The organism is Erwinia aphidicola, from assembly GCF_024169515.1.
GTDB classification, from domain to species: Bacteria; Pseudomonadota; Gammaproteobacteria; order Enterobacterales; family Enterobacteriaceae; genus Erwinia; species Erwinia aphidicola.
In genome coordinates, this window is the sequence record NZ_JAMKCQ010000001.1 from 889,454 (window position 1) to 906,880 (window position 17,427).

Genomic DNA, 17,427 nt, shown 5'->3' on the forward strand with positions numbered 1-17,427 from the left:
CGAAGCATTAAACGATGAACAAGAAACTGATAAGTCTGCTGGTTATTGCACCATTACTGATCTCCTGCTCCGGCAAGAAACAGAATAACTATCATGAAGAGTGGGTTAAAGACACCAACGGCTTTGATATCCTGATGGGTCAGTTTGCCCACAACATTGAGAATATCTGGGGCATTAACGAAGTACTGATCGCCGGTCCAAAAGACTACGTGAAGTACAGCGATCAATATTATACCCGTAGCCATATCAACTTCGACGCCGGTAGCATCACCATCGAAACCATCGCCGGAACGGATCCTATGGCCAGCCTGCGCCAGGCGATTATCACGACCCTGCTGATCGGCGAAGATCCGGGTAATGTCGATCTGTACTCCGACGTCAACGATATTCAGATCAGTAAAGAGCCGCTGCTGTACGGCCAGGTGCTGGATAACACCGGCCAGCCGATCCGCTGGCAGGGGCGCGCCGCCAGCTTTGCTGATTATCTGATCCAGAATAAGCTGCAAAAGCGTAACTCTGGCCTGCATGTGATCTGGTCCGTCACCATTCCGATGGTGCCAAACCACCTCGACAAGCGTGCGCACAAATACCTGCCGATGGTGCGTAAAGCCGCCGAGAAATACGGGGTCGATCAGTCGCTGATCCTGGCAATTATGCAGATTGAATCGAGCTTCAACCCCTATGCGGTCAGCCATGCGGATGCGCTGGGCCTGATGCAGGTCGTGCAGCACACCGCCGGGGTCGACGTTTTCCGTATGAAGGGGAAATGGGGCAAGCCAAGCCGCAGCTATCTGCTGGACCCGGAAAACAATATCGATGCTGGTACCGCGTACCTGTCGATACTGCAGGGTAGCTATCTGTCCGGCATCAGCAACAGCACCTCGCGCCGCTATGCGGTGATCACCGCCTACAACGGCGGAGCGGGCAGCGTGCTGCGGGTGTTCTCCAGCGATAAAAATCGCGCCTTCAGCAACATTAACGATATGTCACCGGCGCAAGTCTATCAGCAGCTGACCACCAACCACCCGTCAGCGGAATCACGCCGCTACCTGGTGAAAGTGACCAACGCGCAGAAAGGCTATCACCGCTACTGACAGCCGCAGAGGCCGGGCATGCCCGGCCTTGTTTTTGGCTGCTATTTAGCGACTGATGTTTTTGAATTTTTTGGTGGTGTCGGTCAGCGCCACTTCGGTTGGCAGGCGTTCCATCGAGCTGGCGCCGTAGAAGCCGTCGCACTGCGGGCAGTTTTCGAGGATGTACTGCGCATCTTGCGGGCTAGAGATGGGTCCGCCGTGGCACAGCACAATTACATCTTCGCGCACCGCTTTGGCCGCGGCGGCCCACTCGTTGACCAGCGGCACACAGTCCCTGAGCTGCAGCGCAGTTTCTGCACCGATGTTTCCGCCGGTGGTCAGGCCCATATGCGGCACGATGATATCCGCCCCCGCTTCGGTCATGGCCACCGCGTCTGCGGCGCTAAACACGTAGGGGGTGGTCAGCATCTCTTTCTGATTCGCCAGACGGATCATCTCCACTTCCAGCCCGTAACCCATGCCGGTCTCTTCCAGATTGGCGCGGAAATTGCCGTCAATCAGGCCCACCGTCGGGAAGTTCTGCACGCCGGAAAAACCCAGCGCCTTGAGGTCGTCGAGAAACTTATCGAAATTGCAGAACGGATCGGTGCCGTTGACGCCAGCCAGCACCGGCGTCTGTTTCACTACCGGCAAGACCTCTTTCGCCATATCAACGACGATCTCGTTGGCATTGCCGTAGGCCAGCAGCCCGGCCAGTGAACCCCGCCCGGCCATGCGGTAGCGGCCGGAGTTGTAAATGACGATCAGATCGATACCGCCAGCCTCTTCGCACTTGGCCGACAGCCCGGTCCCCGCGCCGCCGCCGATGATCGGCTCGCGGCGGGCAATCATCTGTCTGAACTTAGTCAGCAGCTGCTGACGATTAAAAGCAGGCATAGTTATTTTCCTCTGGGTGCCAGTTGGCGAAATTGAGCCACCGCCGCAGCGGCAAATTGTGGATGATTAATATTCCACGGCAGTCTGATTATTTGTCGCAGCGTGGTTTGCTTTAGCTCAGCTTCCAGCGTGCGGATAAAGGCCCGATCCGCTTCCGGTGACCAGAACGGCTGGCCTTCTGCATCCAGCGCCGAGAAGCCACCTTCCGGGATCAAAAAGCGGATCTCACCCGCGCAGCGGTTGAGCTTTTCCGCGATCCAGCGTGCCATCGCCACATTCTCTTCCACCGTGGTGCGCATCAGCGTCACCTGCGGATTGTGGTGATAGAACTGGCGAGCCGCGTACTTTGCCGGAATAGTGGAAGGATGGCCGAAGTTGACCATATCCAGTGCCCCGCAGGAGATGACGCAGGGTACTTCGCTGCGCGCCAGCGCATCAAAACGATCTTCACCGCAGGCCAGTACGCCCTCAAACAACAGATCGCACACCTCGGTGGTGGTCAGATCCAGCATCCCGCAGAGCATATGGCTGTCTGCCAGCTTCTCCATGGCTTTGCCGCCGCTGCCGGTGGCGTGGAATACCAGACAGTCATAGTCGGCCTCCAGCCCGCTGCTGACGGCCTCAACGCACGGCGTGGTAACGCCAAACATCGTCAGGCCGATAGCCGGCTTATCGCTGCTGTCCGGCGGCACGGAAAACATTACCGCCCCGGCAATCTGATGCGCGGCATTGCCCAGCACCCGGCGCGAAATGCGGTTCAGCCCGGCAACATCCGTCACCGAGTAGAGCATGGCGATATCGCTGGCGCCGATATAGCCGGAAACGTCACCGGACGCCATGGTGGAGACCATCAGCTTCGGGATGCCCACCGGCAGCGCCTGCATTGCGGGCGTGATCAAGGCCGTACCGCCCGAACCGCCTAAGCCGATCACCCCGGCTACATCATCGCGCTGGCTAAGGAAAATCTCAAAAGCCCTGGCCATCGCCACTATCGCCTTCCCCCTGTCGCCACAGAACACCGCACCGCGCCCTTCAGGGTGGAAATCCGCCACGGTTTCGGCAGAAATATCACCGGTAAAAGGTGTGCTAAGTTGTTGAGTTGACAGGTCAACTGTAACGACTTTTACTCCAGCCTGAGCAATCAGCCCGCTGACGTAAAACAGTTCCCTTCCTTTAGTATCCGCTGTCGCAACAGCGTAGATGGATCCAGTATCATTATTCATTGGCGTTAAAAAAACCTGTTATTTAGATTAATAAAGAGTTGATTAACTTGAGATAAAAACGTAAATAACCATAAGGTACAAAGAAACCACACTAAGTGACGCTAACAGTAGCACCTTGAAGATTGATAAATCAATTGAATGAAATATGAGTCTCGTGGTGATTTTGACTACGCTTATAGTACCGGGAAACAGCCATAACCGTTCCCGGGCAGTCAACGCCGGTGACACATATAGCTGTCTGCCGACCCGAAGATGAGATCGTTTGAACTGGAAAAATGAGGTTATCGTGGAGCAAAGGGATTCCGCTGGGGTGTTAGGGTTAACATCAACACGCGCAAGAACACGCCGCTTACTGATTGATACAGCGATGAAATTGTTTGATAGCGGGGCCTTTCCCTCTATCACTGAAGTAGCCCAGGAAGCGCAGCTGTCGCGCGCCACGGCTTATCGCTACTTCCCCACGCAAAGCGCGCTGGTCTCAGCTATCGTCACGGAGACGCTTAGCCCGATTAAACACTGGCAGCCGACCAAAAAGGATGCCAGCGAGCGCATTGATGAGCTTCTGAGCTTTGCCTTTCCGCGCATGCTGAAGCATGAAGGTACGCTGAGGGCTGCGCTGCACCTGTCACTAACCCAGTGGGCGCAGTCGCAGTCGACCGATGCGGTGCCGCCAAAAGAGAAGCTGGTGCGCGGCAATCGTAAAGCGATGCTGACCCAGGTCGCCGCGCCGCTGAGTAAAGAGCTGCCGCCCGCGCTAATGGAGCGCGTGCTGCAGTCGCTGTCGCTGGTTTACGGCTCAGAGATTTTTCTGGTGATGAAGGATATCTGGGGCTGTGACAACGATGAGCTACAGGATATCGGCAAGTGGATTGCCAAAGCTATCGTGCGCCAGGCGCGGGAAGATGCTCTTGAACTGCAATAAAGCGTGGGTTAGTACCGGGCGAGGCATGCCTCGCCCCTGCGCTGAACCACCTTAATGGTCGGGCATGCCTCGCCCCTGCGCTGAACCACCTTAATGGTCGGGCATGCCTCGCCCCTGCGCTGAACCACCTTAATGGTCAGGCATGCCTCGCCCCTGCGCTGAACCACCTTAATGGTCAGGCATGCCTCGCCCCTGCGCTGAGTCACCGTAGTGGTCGGGCATGCCCGACCCAGTTTTTCACGCCAGCACATACCCCTGCAGGCGCTTCACGCCGTCTTCACCCGCTTCGACATACACGCCCTGCAACTCCGGTGAGAAGCCCGGCAGCAGGTTCAGCCCCTCTTCCAGCGCCAGGAAATAGCGCTGAACCGCCCCGCCCCACACTTCGCCCGGCACCACGCACAGCACGCCCGGAGGATAAGGCAGCGCGCCTTCCGCCGCGATGCGTCCTTCTGCCTCAGCGATCGGCACCAGCTCCACGTTCCCGCGAATAAATTCGATATTGGCATCCTGCGGGTTCATCGCCACTTTTGGCAGGCTCTGCTGGCGGAACATCGCCTTTTGCAGATCCTTCACGTCGTGGCTGACGTACAGATCGTGCATCTCCTGACACAGGCGCTTCAGCGTATAGCCCGCATAGCGGGCCGCATTTTTGCGGTAAATGGTCGGCAGCACGTCGCGCAGCAGGGCATCTTCTTTGATGTGCTGCTCGAACTGCGCCAGCTTCGCCACCAGCTTCGCCATCTTCTCTACGCTCTCCGCCGGGGTCAGCAGGAACAGGATCGAGTTAAGATCGCACTTCTCCGGCACCACGCCATTCTCACGCAGGTAGTTGGCGAGGATGGTGGCTGGAATGCCGAACGAGGCATATTTGCCGCTGGCGGCATCAATGCCCGGCGTGGTCAGCAGCAGCTTGCATGGGTCGACCAGATACTGATCCTTCTCATAACCGGCAAAGCCGTGCCACGCTGCGCCTGGCGCAAAGCTGAAGTAGCGCGGATCGGCGGCGATCGCATGCGTTGGCGCATCCTGCCAGGATTTACCGTCAACCTCGTCGGGAATAAATGGTTGGATCATCTCACAGCGCGCGAGGATCGCCTTACGCGCATCAATCCCCAGCACCACGCACTCGTGCCACAGGCGGCGTCCGGCCTCGCCCTGATGCATTTTCGCGTTGATATCCAGCGCGGCAAACAGCGGATAGAACGGGCTGGTAGAGGCGTGCAGCATAAAGGCATTGTTCAGCCGCTTGTGGCTGCAAAAACGCTGCTGGCCGCGCAGGTGGTTATCTTTTTTATGGATTTGCGAGGTCTGCGAGAAGCCCGCCTGCTGCTTATGCACCGACTGAGTAACGAAAATGCCAGGGTCTGAGGGTTTGAGATCCAGCAGCAGCGGCGAGCAGGCCTGCATCACCGGAATAAACTGCTCGTAGCCGACCCACGCCGAGTCAAACAGGATGTAGTCACACAGGTGGCCGATGCTGTCGATCACCTTACGCGCGTTGTATACCGTACCGTCATAGGTGCCAAGCTGGATCACCGCCAGGCGGAACGGGCGCTCGTCGCTGGCGCGATGCGGCGCAACCTGCTGGATCTGTTTGCGCACGTACGCTTCATCAAAACAGTGCGCGTCAATGCCGCCGATAAAGCCAAACGGGTTGCGCGCGGTTTCCAGATAAACCGGCGTCGCCCCGGCCTGGATCAGCGCTCCGTGATGGTTGGATTTATGATTATTGCGGTCGAACAGCACCAGATCGCCACGCGTCAGCAGCGCATTGGTCACCACTTTATTGGCGCTGGAGGTGCCGTTAAGCACGAAGTAGGTTTTATCGGCGTTGAACACCTTCGCGGCAAACTTCTGCGCATGCTTGGCCGAGCCTTCGTGGATCAGCAAATCGCCCAGCTTGACGTCCGCATTGCACATATCAGCGCGAAACACGTTCTCGCCAAAGAAGTCGAAGAACTGCCGTCCTGCCGGATGCTTTTTGAAGAACTCACCGCCCTGATGGCCGGGGCAGGCAAAGGTGGTGTTATCCATCGCCACGTATTTGGTCAGCGTCTGGAAGAACGGCGGCAGCAGCTGCGCCTGGTACTGCGCGGCGGCGGCTTCCAGCAGCGCAGCATCTTCCGCCTCTCCGCTCAGCACGCCGTCCACCGCCGGCAGATCTTCCGCCTGCGAAGCATCATCCAGCGCGATAAATACCGGCAGGTTAAAACCGGTATGACGCAGCAGCGCCAGCACGCCGGAGCGCGAATCAGAAACGGAGAGCACCACCGCTGCCACATCGGTAAAGTCGGTGTTATCCAGCGTCACGACTTCGCGCCCGGTCTGGAGGTGAATAGCGACGGTGGTACTGGCTGCAATTTTCAAAGGTGTCATAGCACAAATCCCAGGCGGTCAAGGATGAGTGGGTGCCAGAGGCACAGCATAGCAAGGCGCAAAAACGCCTTGCTGGCGAAAGAGTCACAGGCTGTCAGCGATGAAGTGCCGCTCAGACCGATAGACATCAGTAAAATCAGATCGCGTCTGTTTTTACGCATGGCCAAAAGTTAAGCGTAAGAAAACCTCACCGCACGGTGAAAGAATTTATCAACAGGGTATTACAGCAGGAAGATCGGCGGGCGCCCGGCATCAGCAGATGTCGGTTACAGATGCTGGCTGGCAGCAGTGAACCTCTCATGGCGGCGACCTCGATACGGGGATGATGAACACGTCAGAATTTTCGCAATAATGGCATTTTTTAATTGCTGGTTCAACCGGCAAAACAGCCTGCGCGGCAGGGAGTTCAGCGCCTCAATGCTATAGATTTGCCCGAAAAAGTGACGATAAGTTGGTCTTTCAGAACAGTATTGATGGAAAAGAGTGCAATCAGTCGCTGTTCTTCAATAAAGCCGTTGACGGGATCGATGGCATACGGTTTAATGCGCCCCGTTGCCCGAATAGCTCAGTCGGTAGAGCAGGGGATTGAAAATCCCCGTGTCCCTGGTTCGATTCCGGGTTCGGGCACCACATTCAGAAGAACCCGCCTATGGCGGGTTTTTTGCTTTCTGCGGTATCTCACAGCGGAATCATCACGGCACATCTCCTTCTGCAAACTCACGCTGAAAGTTTTTATCCATCGCAACTAGACGACTGGTCTAATTGGTGTTAACTTTACTTCAGCCACACCGCAGGCACGAATCTCACCGCGCCATAGACGACTGGTCTAATTTAAACGCTAAACTTAACGGCAGGAGATTGATGATGAAGATTCTTATGGTGTTAACCTCACACGATCGGCTGGGCAATACCGGACGCAAAACCGGTTTCTGGCTGGAAGAGCTGGCTGCGCCCTACTACGCATTTAAAGATGCCGGCGCGCAGATCACCCTGGCCTCGCCAAAAGGCGGCAACCCGCCGTTAGATCCAAAAAGTAATGAGCCTGACTTCCAGACTGAGCATACTCACCGCTTTGAGGCCGATGCGGCAGCAACCGCCCAGCTCGCCGCGACAGTTCGCCTGGACAGCATTTCAGCGGCTGACTACGACGCAGTATTCTATCCAGGCGGCCACGGTCCACTATGGGATCTGGCCGAGGATGAAAACTCCATCAGGCTTATCGAGAACTTCCTGGCGGCTAACAAACACGTCGCCCTGGTTTGCCACGCGCCGGGCGTGCTGCGCCACGTCACAACGCCTGAAGGAAAACCGCTGGTGGCAGGCAGAAAGGTGACCGGCTTCACCAACAGTGAAGAAGAAGCGGTCGGCCTGACTGAGGTGGTGCCATTCCTGGTGGAAGACGAGCTGATTGCCAAAGGCGGGATCTACTCCAAAGGCCCGGACTGGAGTTCCTATGTGGTCAGTGATGGCCTGCTGATCACCGGACAAAACCCAACGTCGTCTGCAGCGACGGCAGAACAGCTGCTTAAACAGCTGGCTGAATAGCAGCAGGCTGATATTGTGGCGTGGACGAGTAGAGCCGTTTTTGTGAAAATAGGGTTCTACTCTCCCGCGAACAGACAACCGACCTGGCTTTTGATAACGTGACCCTATGACAACTGCAACTCAATTCCATGGCAATGAAATCCGCGACCACATTCTTGCTACAGGCCAGCGCATCATGGCCGGTAAGGGATTTTCTGCCGTTGGATTGAATGAAATACTCAAAGATGCGGGTGTCCCTAAAGGCTCGTTCTATCACTATTTCAGTTCGAAAGAAGCCTTCGGCGTTGATATGCTGGCGCACTATTTTGCGGATTATCTGGCAGAGCTCGACAGCACGCTCAGCCAGCCCGGTCTGACGATGGCGCAGCGGCTGATGAATTACTGGCGACTGTGGCAAGAAACACAGTCATTCTCCGATTGCCAGGGTAGGTGCCTTGCCGTCAAGCTCGGTGCCGAAGTGGCCGATCTCTCAGATAATATGCGTGCAACCCTTCGGTCTGGTACGTCTGGAATTATTTCGCGCCTGGCAGATGCGCTGGAGAAGGGCGTGGCCGAAGGCTCACTGGTGATTGATGATACTGCCGCTAACGTCGCTGAAAGCCTTTACCAGCTCTGGCTGGGTGCCAGCGTGATGGTCAAGATCGTGCGCAATACCAGCCCGTTTGATTCCGCCATGAGCCTGACGCAGAAAGTGATTCGCGTTACCCCATAGCGGCAAAGAGTACCTGATCAATCCAGAGAGCGTCTCCTCTCTGGATGTGATCCACAAAGGTATTACTCTGGACTCTCTTCCACTATCACCTTCTTCTTCGCCGCAAAGTTGTACACCACCAGCAGCGCAAAAATACCGGTAATGATCATGGTGATGGTGCCTTTATCCATAAAGCGCGCCATATTGCCGAGAAGAATACCCACCACGCCAAAATCGGTATCCGAGAAGGTGGTATTGGTCAGCCCAATCGCACCGAGCACCGGCAGCAGGGCCACAGGCAGGAAGGTGATCAAAATGCCGTGGGCAAACGCGCCGCAAATCGCACCGCGCTTGCCGCCGGTCGCATTACCAAATACCCCAGCCGTAGCGCCGCAGAAGAAGTGAGGTACCACCCCCGGCAGGATCAATACCCAGTGCAGCTGGCCGAGGATAAACAACCCCACCAGGCCGCCTACAAAGCTGGAAATAAAGCCCACCAGCACTGCGTTAGGGGCATAAGGGAAGACGATCGGGCAGTCCAGCGCAGGCCGTGCGTTGGGCACCAGCTTCTCAGAGAAGCCGGTAAAGGCCGGGACAATCTCCGCAAGGATTAAGCGCACGCCCTGCAGAATGATAAACACCCCAGCAGCAAAGGTGATCGCCTGAATAAAGGAGTAGACCAGGTAGTTTTGACCGTTGCTGAAGTGGCTCTCGACATACTCTTTACCTGCGGAAACAGACAGGATCAGGTAAATGATCATCATGGTCAGGGAGATGGAGATGGTGCTGTCGCGCAAAAAACTCAGGTTTTTTGGCATGTTCATCTCTTCTGTGGATTTCGAACCTTTCCCCACTACCGAACCAATCCAGCCCGATAACACATAGCCAATCGTTCCGGTGTGCGCCAGGGCTACATGATCGCCACCGATGATTTTACGCATATAGGGCTGGGCCAGCGCCGGGAAAAATGCCATCAGCATGCCCAGAGCCAGGGAGCCGGTGTAAATCAACTGCACCCCTTCAAAACCGGCCACCGACAAAATAATGGCCACCATACAGGCCATATAAAAAGTGACGTGGCCTGACAGATAGATATATTTCAGTCGGGTAAAACGGGCAACGACAATGTTAGCCACCATACCGAAAGCCATAATCAGCGTGGTCGGTGCGCCATACTTCGCCAGTGCAATGGATACCATCGCCTCATTGTTGGGGATGATCCCCTGCACATCAAAAGCGTGTTTGAAAATGTCACCCAGCGGCGTCAGCGAGCCGACCAGTACCGTTGCCCCGCCAGCCAGCACCAGAAAGCCGAGGATGGTTTTCACCGTCCCTTTAATCACCTCGGGGAAAGGCTTTCTCTGTGCCACCAGCCCGAATAGCGCCACCAGCCCCACCAGAATGGATGGCACCTTCAGCACGTCGACGACAAATTGCAAAAGGTTTTGAGTAAACATAGTAACCTCTAGGGTAAGGTGTTCATCTAAAGTGACAAATTTTTTATTTATCAAAATACTCGCGTATTTTATTTTCGACTTCTTTCAGGTCGATAATATTATTAATAATGATAACTTTTCCCTCCGGAAGGTTGGCGCTATAAGCAATATCCTTCGCCATGACGAAGACATCTGCCACATCAGGGGTCACAGACCCGAGATCGGAATGGTCAACATCCGCTTCGATTTCGAGTTTCTTCAGCACTTTCTTGATATTCATTTCCATCATGAAGCTGCTGCCTAAACCTGAACCACACACCGCCATAATTTTCATCTCAGACCTCATCACCTGTTGTTGATAATCACACTGTCAGTTAAGCATTGTCTGCTAACAGAATCTTTTTAAGCGCTTCCTGACTGCGCGCATTAAAAACTTTGTCCATTATCTCTTCGTCAGAAAGGACCTCCGCCAGCTGCGAGATCATTTCAATATGGCTATGACTGTCCGGGGCAGAAAACATAAAAATAGCGTCGACCGGGTCATTCTCTTCCGAATCAAACTTCACCGCCTGCCCCAGCTTGACGATAGATAACCCCAGCTGACTGGCCCCCTCTTCCGGGCGCGCATGGGGCATGGCAATATGTGGGGCGATGACAAAATAAGGCCCAATCTCCTCTTTCTGCCGAATAATGGCATCAATATAGCTCTGTGCGATTGCCCCTTCATTAAGCAGAGGACGCGCGGCAATTTGCAGCGCTTCTTTCCAGTCCGCCACGTTATCAACATACTGAATTTTTTCGTTATTCAACCACTGTGCCAGCTGCGACATCGCTTTTCTCCTGGGAAAGCTCGCAGTGATGTACAGTCAGCTTCGGGATCTGTGAATGAAGCTGATAGCGTTATCTGTCACATCATTGAGAGCTGCTGCCCCTGTCGCTTGAATTTAGTACTCTATGATCAAGTCTAGACAGGTTTAAGATGTATAGTCATCTTGATGATGAACCCGGAGGTGTACAGATACAATATGTAAAGTTAAAATAGTGCTGGACATGTTGAGCTTGAATGTAAATTCGTTAACTTGATCACAACTCGATGTCACTGAAGTGGCATACAGCAATAATAAAGAGCACACCTGTGCAGGCACGACTCAGGCGAGTCGGCCCTCACTCTGAGCGGGATGAATTGAAATGATCGATGGCATTACAGAAAAACAGAAAGAAGTTGTCGATTATATCCTGACAAAAATTAAAGCTGACAAACTGCTGCCCGGAGATAAGCTCGATACGGAAATTGCCATCGCCAAAAATATTGGCATTACGCGCGCAACCGTGCGCGAAGCGACGCGGATCCTGATTGAGCAGCAGCGAATATACCGGGTGAAAGGATCCGGGCTGTTTGTTGGCTCTATTGGCATCAGCAATAACGCCGGAAGGTTTCATGCCCTCTCCCCTTTTGATTATCAGGCGCAAAAGCACGGCCACAAAGGGGTGAGAAAAATTGTCTCGGTCAGTATTATGCGCGTGCCCTCGGCGGAAATAGCGCAGGCGTTACGCATTAAGAACAGCGACCAGGTCTATAAAATATTACGCCTGATGTGCTTCGATGATATTCCCGTGGCGCTGGAACACATTCACCTGCCGGTCAGCCTGTTTAGCAGCATGGAGTTCAGCAAGCTGGAAATATCCAAATACTCTTACCTTGAGCAGATAACCGGTAAAAAAATACAGCGCAGGGATCAAAACTTAACGGCGCTCAATCTCACCGATCCTGACGTGCTGGCCCTGCTTAACCTGGCGCAAAACGATGCGGTGATTGAAATCAACGAAACCGTGTTTCTTGATGATGGTCAGCCGTGCGAAGTGAATATTGCCATTATCAATACCCGCCTGTTCCCGCTGCGGCAAAACTCGCAGCGGCCGTGACCAAACGGCGAAAAAAAACCCGCCAGCGGCGGGTTTAATTTTATGCGGCGTATGCGGCTAATCTTTCTCTATTCTTTGCTACAAGAATCACGCCACGGCGCGATTCATCGGGGTGTAATGACCAGATCGCATCCTCTGGTATTGATACGCCATTATATATCAGGTGCTGCCCGTCATACGGGAAAAATGCTCCGAGGTCAGTATCGAGAACAAATATGGCGAGACTCTTTGATTGTTCCGCAATCTTTTTCCACAATGCTTTCCCGCCTGGGTAGTGCATGTGATTGCTCATAAGAACCACCCCACACTCATTAACCAGCGTTTCATACAGTAGAGTGGCTAACCCTAATTCGCGCTGTGTACCCTCTACGCAAACGCTCTCGACCTGTAAAGCATCGTCTTGCCAGAACCGTTCAACAGAGAGCACTACATCACCTACTGTCTTCTTACGTTCGAGCTCCAGGATAGCGATAGCGCGGTTACGCTTAACGCCATCGATTTCTTCCGGTTCAGTCTTAATGATGGCCGCACGTGGCGTCGCTGCATCATAAATAACAGCCATAGCCACGCCTGCAATCTCGAAGGAATGCACGATTTTGAATGCCCGCGCTACAGCGGATGGGCTGTAAGAGACTGGATAAACAATCATTGTACTATCCTCTTTCATGAGTACAGGCATAACAGACATCATCCTTGATATATAATTTCAAACGGTGACCATTCAGCCACTATGCGACTTTAAGGTTAAAAAATCAACAACCCGTCAAGTGAAAAATAATCAGAATTTATTTTTACCATTTGTATTTTAATGATTTTTTATCATTCCCCAAGCGGAACGAAACGGTAACGCCCCGGGTACGTCAGACTGAAAGTCCTCTTTACCTCGGGGCAACAAGCCCGGCTACAGCTATTCAGAGTGCCGCAGTGCCCCCTTGCCCTTCACCACTTCCTGCGCCTCAAGCTCCTCCGGGGTTTTTAGGAACGGGGTGAGCACACCGCTGAGCACATACAGCCCGGCATATATCCCCAGTACGCCGCCAGCACCCAGCGAAGAGTAAAATAGCGCGGTGATGGCAGGTGCGATAAACGCCCCCAGACCGGCCCCCAGGTTCAGCACCGACATCGCCGCCCCTTTGCTGTCCGGCGCCAGCATCGGGAACAGGGCCGACAGCGGCACATAGCCCGCCATGGTGATCCCGCACAGGCACAGCACAAACATCATCACATAGAAGTTGTGGCCCAGTACCTGCGGCACCGCCCACACCAAAATCAGCACCGCAGCATAAGCGAAGCCACCGACCCACATAATGGTGGTGCGCCAGCCAAATTTATCGCCGAAGAAGCCAAAGAACAGGTTGGCAAAAATCGCTACCAGGAATACCGCCGACCACATATGCAGCCACTCGGTTTTACTGTAGCCATAGCTGATCAGGTAGAGCGGCAGAAACGTCGCCAGGCCATATTGCGCAATGCCGTTGACCGATTTCACCACCAGCCCCATGGCAATCACCGGGCGTTGCAGGATGGTGATGCCCTTCAGCAACTCGGCGGCGCTGAACGGGTGGATCTCGGAAGCGGGCACCACGTCGCGATTCACCCAGATCCCCAGCACGGAGCCGACGATCACAAACAGCATCCCTACCCACAGCACGTGGATTTCGCCCAGCACCGGCAGCGCCAGCGAGGAGAAGAACGGCCCGATCACGCTCAAGCCCAGCGAGAAGGTGAACCAGAACCAGCCGACCGCCGTCGCGCGTCGTTCCACCGGCGTGCTGTAGTTAATCCAGATCAGGAACGAATAGGCAAACAGCGGATAGCCAATGCCGCGTATCGCATAGAACGGCAGCATCCACGCCATATGCATGGTTTGCAGGCCGAGGGCGATAAAGCCAATGCTGCCAACCACAAAGGTCAGCAGACCAAACAACATCACCTTACGCGGGCCGAGGGTTTGCACCAGCACGCCGGTCACCCAGGCGGCCAGCGTTACGGTCACGCCATAAGCGGTCAGCAGGTAAGAAGCCTGAGCGACGGAAAGCCCTTTTTCCACCAGCCAGATAGAGATCCAGGCTTGTTCAACCCCGTCGCCGATCATAAAAATAGTCAGGCCGATATAGCCCCACAGCAAGTTCTTAGGCAAACCTATTTTATTCAACATAGTTTCCCCCAGTGTCTGACACCGACTGGTAGTAAGTAAGAGGTAAGAGTCTGATTTTGTTTTTATTCGGCGATCATTTTCATCAGCATGCCCTGCACTTTCAGCGCGTCCTGGCTTTTGATCAGCTGGTCGATTTCAGCGATGCTCAGGCGGTCAATAAAGCCGGCCAATGCCTTGTACATACGGATGTTCTGCGCGCACTCGGCCACCGGGTCTTCGCGGCTTGGGAAAGTATCGAAATAGATCAGGCCGCTGAAATTCACGCGTTTTGCGTAATAGATGTATTCCAGGGTCTGCATCAGATGCACCGAGCCCAGCATCAGGCCATCGTCAAAATGTCCGTAGCCGTCATTCAGATGGAAGCCGACCAGGCGATTTTTGCGAGCCGACTGGAACAGTGAGAAAGCCGGGTTCTCTTTCTTCATGATCATGTGGCAGAAGTCGAGAGTAATGCCGAGATTATCCGCGCCCACATCGTCAATCAGCATCAGGGTCGATGACACATCGCCGATAAAGGAGAAGGTGCGAGGCTCGTAGGGTTTGTATTCAAAGCTGAACTGCATATCCGGGTGTGCATGGGTGACGGTCTGCAGGGCGCTGACCAGCAGCTCGTAAGCGCGGAAGTAGTCCTGCTGGAACGGATAGTCATAGCCATCGTAGCCAAACCACAGCGTGACGGTATTGCCACCGAGGTACTTGCACACTTCTGCCGCTTCCAGCGTAATATCAATCGCTTTTTGGCGCAGCGCGGCGTCGGGATTAGTGAATTCGCCGTCGATAAACTCCTTGTTATAGCGCAGCGCGATGCCACCTACCTGCAGGTTGTTATCGGCGATGGTCTTTTTAATCAGCTCTTTACTCTGGCCAACAAAGTGTTCCGGGTAGTTAAGTTCTATATGCGTTAAGCCATCTACGCTACCCATACGGGTAATCAGATCGCAGGTGTCCATTTTATTCTTAGCATCAAATAACTCGGGACGTGAACGAAATGAATTAATACGGGAAGAGAATTTCATTTTAAATATCCTTGCATGAAGTTTCCCTTGCGTTATAAGTGACTTTACCCGCCTGGTAAATGGTAAAAATCAAATAACACCGAAAATAAAACTGACAGAGAGTTTTTAATAGTGAAAATTTTACTATCAGTAAAACACTTTTAAAACAGATGTTTATACTTTCATTTTCCTGCCAGTAAAATGAAATCGCGTAATACGATGATTTTATTTTACTCACAGTAAAATGACATAGTAAAACGTTTTACAGCATGTGATCTGGTTAACACTTTTCGTTTACCCCCCATGCTAGTTTACGGATAAAGTTTTCTACGAGCCCTAATCATGCATAACCGACTTAAAGGCAATGAGATATTTTTACTGGCGCGAACGCTTGCACCCGAGCTGGGTAAAAAAGAACGTTCAATTGCCCGCTTTATTGATGACAACCCCCAGTCATTATCTAAAATGTGTATCACGGATATCGCTAATTATCTCAACGTCAGCGTTTCCAGTATTACCAAAGTGTCGAAAAAGCTGGGGTTCACCGGTTTTCACGATCTCAAGCTCAATATTGGCAGGCAGGTTAACTCGCAGGAGGAGATCGTCGATATTCCACTGATCCCCGACTCGGAAAAGTATGTCGAACAGGTTATTGAGAGCACCTTCCTGAATTCAGTGATGGCGCTCCAGGAGTCGTTGAGCGTGATTAACAGCGCGGTGATCAAGGCCGTCGCCTGGCTGTTCATTAACAAGCCGGAAAGCGCGCGCATCTTTATTGCCGGCTGCGGGGGGTCGGGATCGATCTGCGATGACTTCAATCATAAGCTGCTCAAGATTGGCATCTTCTCCTCGGTGTTCAGCGACAGCCACAAGCAGCTGATGACCGCCTCGCTGATGCAGCCGGGCGATATTCTGCTGGCGATTTCGCACTCCGGGCAGACCACCGATATTATCCAGATGGTCAAAGCCGCTAATGAGCACGGTGCCGAAACCATCTGCCTGACCAACTATCCCAACAGCCCGCTCAGCCTGATCGCCAAGCACTCAATTATCTCCTCGGTGAAAAACAACCCGATTACCGGGGAAAATGCCACCACGCGTATTGTCCACCTCAATATTCTGGACGCCATTTTCACCATTATTGCCAGCAAAACCAGTGAAAAGAGCCAGACCAGTTTACACAACACCAGAAATGCGGTGGCGTCCAAACGCACCGCCAATTAAGGGCCGAAATGATGAAACATCATGTTGTTGTTATTGGCAGTCTTAACTATGACATTCTCGTCCAGCAGGATCGCCTGCCGGAGATTGGGGAGACCTTCACCGGTAATGAGCTGATGCTGATGCCCGGTGGAAAAGGCGCAAACCAGGCGGTGCAGTGCGCCAAACTGGGGCTGAATGTGAATATGGTGGGCTGTGTCGGCAACGATATTTACGGTAGCGAACTGCTTAAATCGCTGAGCGAGAACGGGGTTTCCGTGACGCAAATTAGCCAGCGCGGAAAAACCTCCGGCATTGGCATCGTGCAGATCCTCGAGTCCGGTGACTATTGCAGCACGATTATTAAAGGGGCGAACTATCTGATCGGCGAAGCCGATATCACCGACGATCTGTTTCGCGATCGGCCGCTGGTAATACTGCAGTCCGAGATCCCTGAACAGGTGGTGGATCGCGCCATCGCCCTGGCGCGCCAGCACCACTGCCAGATCCTGCTGAACAATGCCCCTGCCCGCCACATCTGCGCGCAGGCGCTCAGCCAGGTCGATTTCCTGGTGGTCAACGAGACCGAAGCCAGCCTGATGAATCAAAGCTCCGTCGCCTCGGTGAGCGATGCCATCGCCTGCGCGGCGGAGCTGCATCAGCGGGTTAATGGCCAGGTGATTATTACGCTGGGGGAAAAAGGCGCCGTGCTGTCGAATCAGGCGGGAGCGCAGCACTATCCGGCGGTGTTTTGCCCGGACGTGGTGGATACCACCGGGGCGGGGGATTCATTTATCGGCGGCATCGCTTACTGCCTGGTCAACCATATTGCCCTGGAGGAAGCGATTCCCTTCGCGGCGGAGATCAGCTCCTGCTCAATTCAGAAATATGGCGGCCAAAGCTCCTTCCCGATGCTGCCCGACGTGGCGCACGCGCTGACGCAAAACCGCCAGCGGCTGTTTGGCTGATGGCGCAGGAGTAATAA

General features: G+C 53.9%; 16 protein-coding genes and 1 tRNA gene. 8 read left to right on the forward strand and 9 right to left on the reverse strand.

The features are described 5' to 3' along the window. Positions 1 to 14 precede the first annotated feature (14 nt). On the forward strand, positions 15 to 1,094 hold the full coding sequence (gene mltC / locus J2Y91_RS04035; protein ID WP_048917258.1) for a membrane-bound lytic murein transglycosylase MltC: 1,080 nt from the start codon (positions 15 to 17) through the stop codon (positions 1,092 to 1,094). 45 nt (positions 1,095 to 1,139) lie between these two features. On the opposite strand, the gene J2Y91_RS04040 is transcribed toward mltC, so the two are convergent. Continuing rightward, complete coding sequence (locus J2Y91_RS04040) at positions 1,140 to 1,970, reverse strand: phosphoenolpyruvate hydrolase family protein (RefSeq protein ID WP_133622793.1); 831 nt, start codon at positions 1,968 to 1,970, stop codon at positions 1,140 to 1,142. 2 nt (positions 1,971 to 1,972) lie between these two features. Further along, entirely contained in the window at positions 1,973 to 3,193 is a 1,221-nt protein-coding gene (locus J2Y91_RS04045) for a Tm-1-like ATP-binding domain-containing protein (protein WP_048917260.1), read from the reverse strand. A 286-nt stretch (positions 3,194 to 3,479) separates the two neighbouring features. On the opposite strand from J2Y91_RS04045, the gene J2Y91_RS04050 reads away from it, so the two are divergent. Then, complete coding sequence (locus J2Y91_RS04050; protein WP_048917263.1) at positions 3,480 to 4,115, forward strand: TetR/AcrR family transcriptional regulator; 636 nt, start codon at positions 3,480 to 3,482, stop codon at positions 4,113 to 4,115. 237 nt (positions 4,116 to 4,352) lie between these two features. Here J2Y91_RS04050 and J2Y91_RS04055 read toward each other — a convergent pair whose 3' ends face one another. Next, positions 4,353 to 6,494 (reverse strand): ornithine decarboxylase, encoded by a 2,142-nt coding sequence (locus J2Y91_RS04055; RefSeq protein WP_253537398.1) that lies wholly within the window; start codon positions 6,492 to 6,494, stop codon positions 4,353 to 4,355. A gap of 554 nt (positions 6,495 to 7,048) precedes the next feature. Between J2Y91_RS04055 and J2Y91_RS04060 the strand changes: the two genes are divergently transcribed. The 3 genes from J2Y91_RS04060 to J2Y91_RS04070 all read left to right on the forward strand — a co-directional run bounded on the left by J2Y91_RS04060 (position 7,049) and on the right by J2Y91_RS04070 (position 8,751). Next, positions 7,049 to 7,124 (forward strand) — tRNA-Phe (locus J2Y91_RS04060). Between the two features lie 234 nt (positions 7,125 to 7,358). Further along, positions 7,359 to 8,039, forward strand: coding sequence for a type 1 glutamine amidotransferase domain-containing protein (locus tag J2Y91_RS04065; protein ID WP_048917265.1), 681 nt, complete (start codon positions 7,359 to 7,361; stop codon positions 8,037 to 8,039). A 106-nt stretch (positions 8,040 to 8,145) separates the two neighbouring features. Then, positions 8,146 to 8,751, forward strand: coding sequence for a TetR/AcrR family transcriptional regulator (locus tag J2Y91_RS04070; protein ID WP_133622791.1), 606 nt, complete (start codon positions 8,146 to 8,148; stop codon positions 8,749 to 8,751). Between the two features lie 62 nt (positions 8,752 to 8,813). On the opposite strand, the gene ulaA is transcribed toward J2Y91_RS04070, so the two are convergent. Genes ulaA through J2Y91_RS04085 form a run of 3 tightly spaced genes read right to left on the reverse strand, consistent with a single transcriptional unit; the run spans position 8,814 to position 10,996 of the window. Beyond that, entirely contained in the window at positions 8,814 to 10,187 is a 1,374-nt protein-coding gene (ulaA, locus tag J2Y91_RS04075) for a PTS ascorbate transporter subunit IIC (protein WP_133622790.1), read from the reverse strand. A gap of 43 nt (positions 10,188 to 10,230) precedes the next feature. Beyond that, positions 10,231 to 10,500: a PTS sugar transporter subunit IIB gene (locus tag J2Y91_RS04080; protein WP_048917272.1), complete on the reverse strand. Its 270-nt coding sequence runs from the start codon at positions 10,498 to 10,500 to the stop codon at positions 10,231 to 10,233. A gap of 40 nt (positions 10,501 to 10,540) precedes the next feature. After that, a complete protein-coding gene (locus tag J2Y91_RS04085) occupies positions 10,541 to 10,996 on the reverse strand; it encodes a PTS sugar transporter subunit IIA (RefSeq protein WP_133622789.1) in 456 nt (151 codons plus the stop codon). A gap of 358 nt (positions 10,997 to 11,354) precedes the next feature. Between J2Y91_RS04085 and J2Y91_RS04090 the strand changes: the two genes are divergently transcribed. Continuing rightward, positions 11,355 to 12,089 carry a GntR family transcriptional regulator gene (locus J2Y91_RS04090; protein ID WP_133622788.1) on the forward strand — a complete coding sequence of 245 codons (735 nt, stop codon included), beginning with the start codon at positions 11,355 to 11,357 and terminating at the stop codon, positions 12,087 to 12,089. Positions 12,090 to 12,129: 40 nt separating this feature from the next. Here the strand turns inward: J2Y91_RS04090 and J2Y91_RS04095 are convergent, their stop codons facing one another. The 3 genes from J2Y91_RS04095 to J2Y91_RS04105 form a co-directional block, all read right to left on the reverse strand. After that, complete coding sequence (locus tag J2Y91_RS04095) at positions 12,130 to 12,738, reverse strand: hypothetical protein (RefSeq protein ID WP_166643153.1); 609 nt, start codon at positions 12,736 to 12,738, stop codon at positions 12,130 to 12,132. A 258-nt stretch (positions 12,739 to 12,996) separates the two neighbouring features. Beyond that, positions 12,997 to 14,247, reverse strand: a complete 1,251-nt coding sequence (locus J2Y91_RS04100) for an MFS transporter (RefSeq protein WP_133622786.1) — start codon at positions 14,245 to 14,247, stop codon at positions 12,997 to 12,999. Positions 14,248 to 14,309: 62 nt separating this feature from the next. Further along, entirely contained in the window at positions 14,310 to 15,263 is a 954-nt protein-coding gene (locus J2Y91_RS04105) for a sugar phosphate isomerase/epimerase family protein (RefSeq protein ID WP_133622785.1), read from the reverse strand. Between the two features lie 321 nt (positions 15,264 to 15,584). Here J2Y91_RS04105 and J2Y91_RS04110 point away from each other — a divergent pair, with 321 nt between their 5' ends. After that, positions 15,585 to 16,466, forward strand: coding sequence for an SIS domain-containing protein (locus J2Y91_RS04110; protein WP_048914687.1), 882 nt, complete (start codon positions 15,585 to 15,587; stop codon positions 16,464 to 16,466). Positions 16,467 to 16,477: 11 nt separating this feature from the next. Next, positions 16,478 to 17,410 (forward strand): ribokinase, encoded by a 933-nt coding sequence (locus J2Y91_RS04115; protein WP_133625011.1) that lies wholly within the window; start codon positions 16,478 to 16,480, stop codon positions 17,408 to 17,410. Positions 17,411 to 17,427 lie beyond the last annotated feature (17 nt).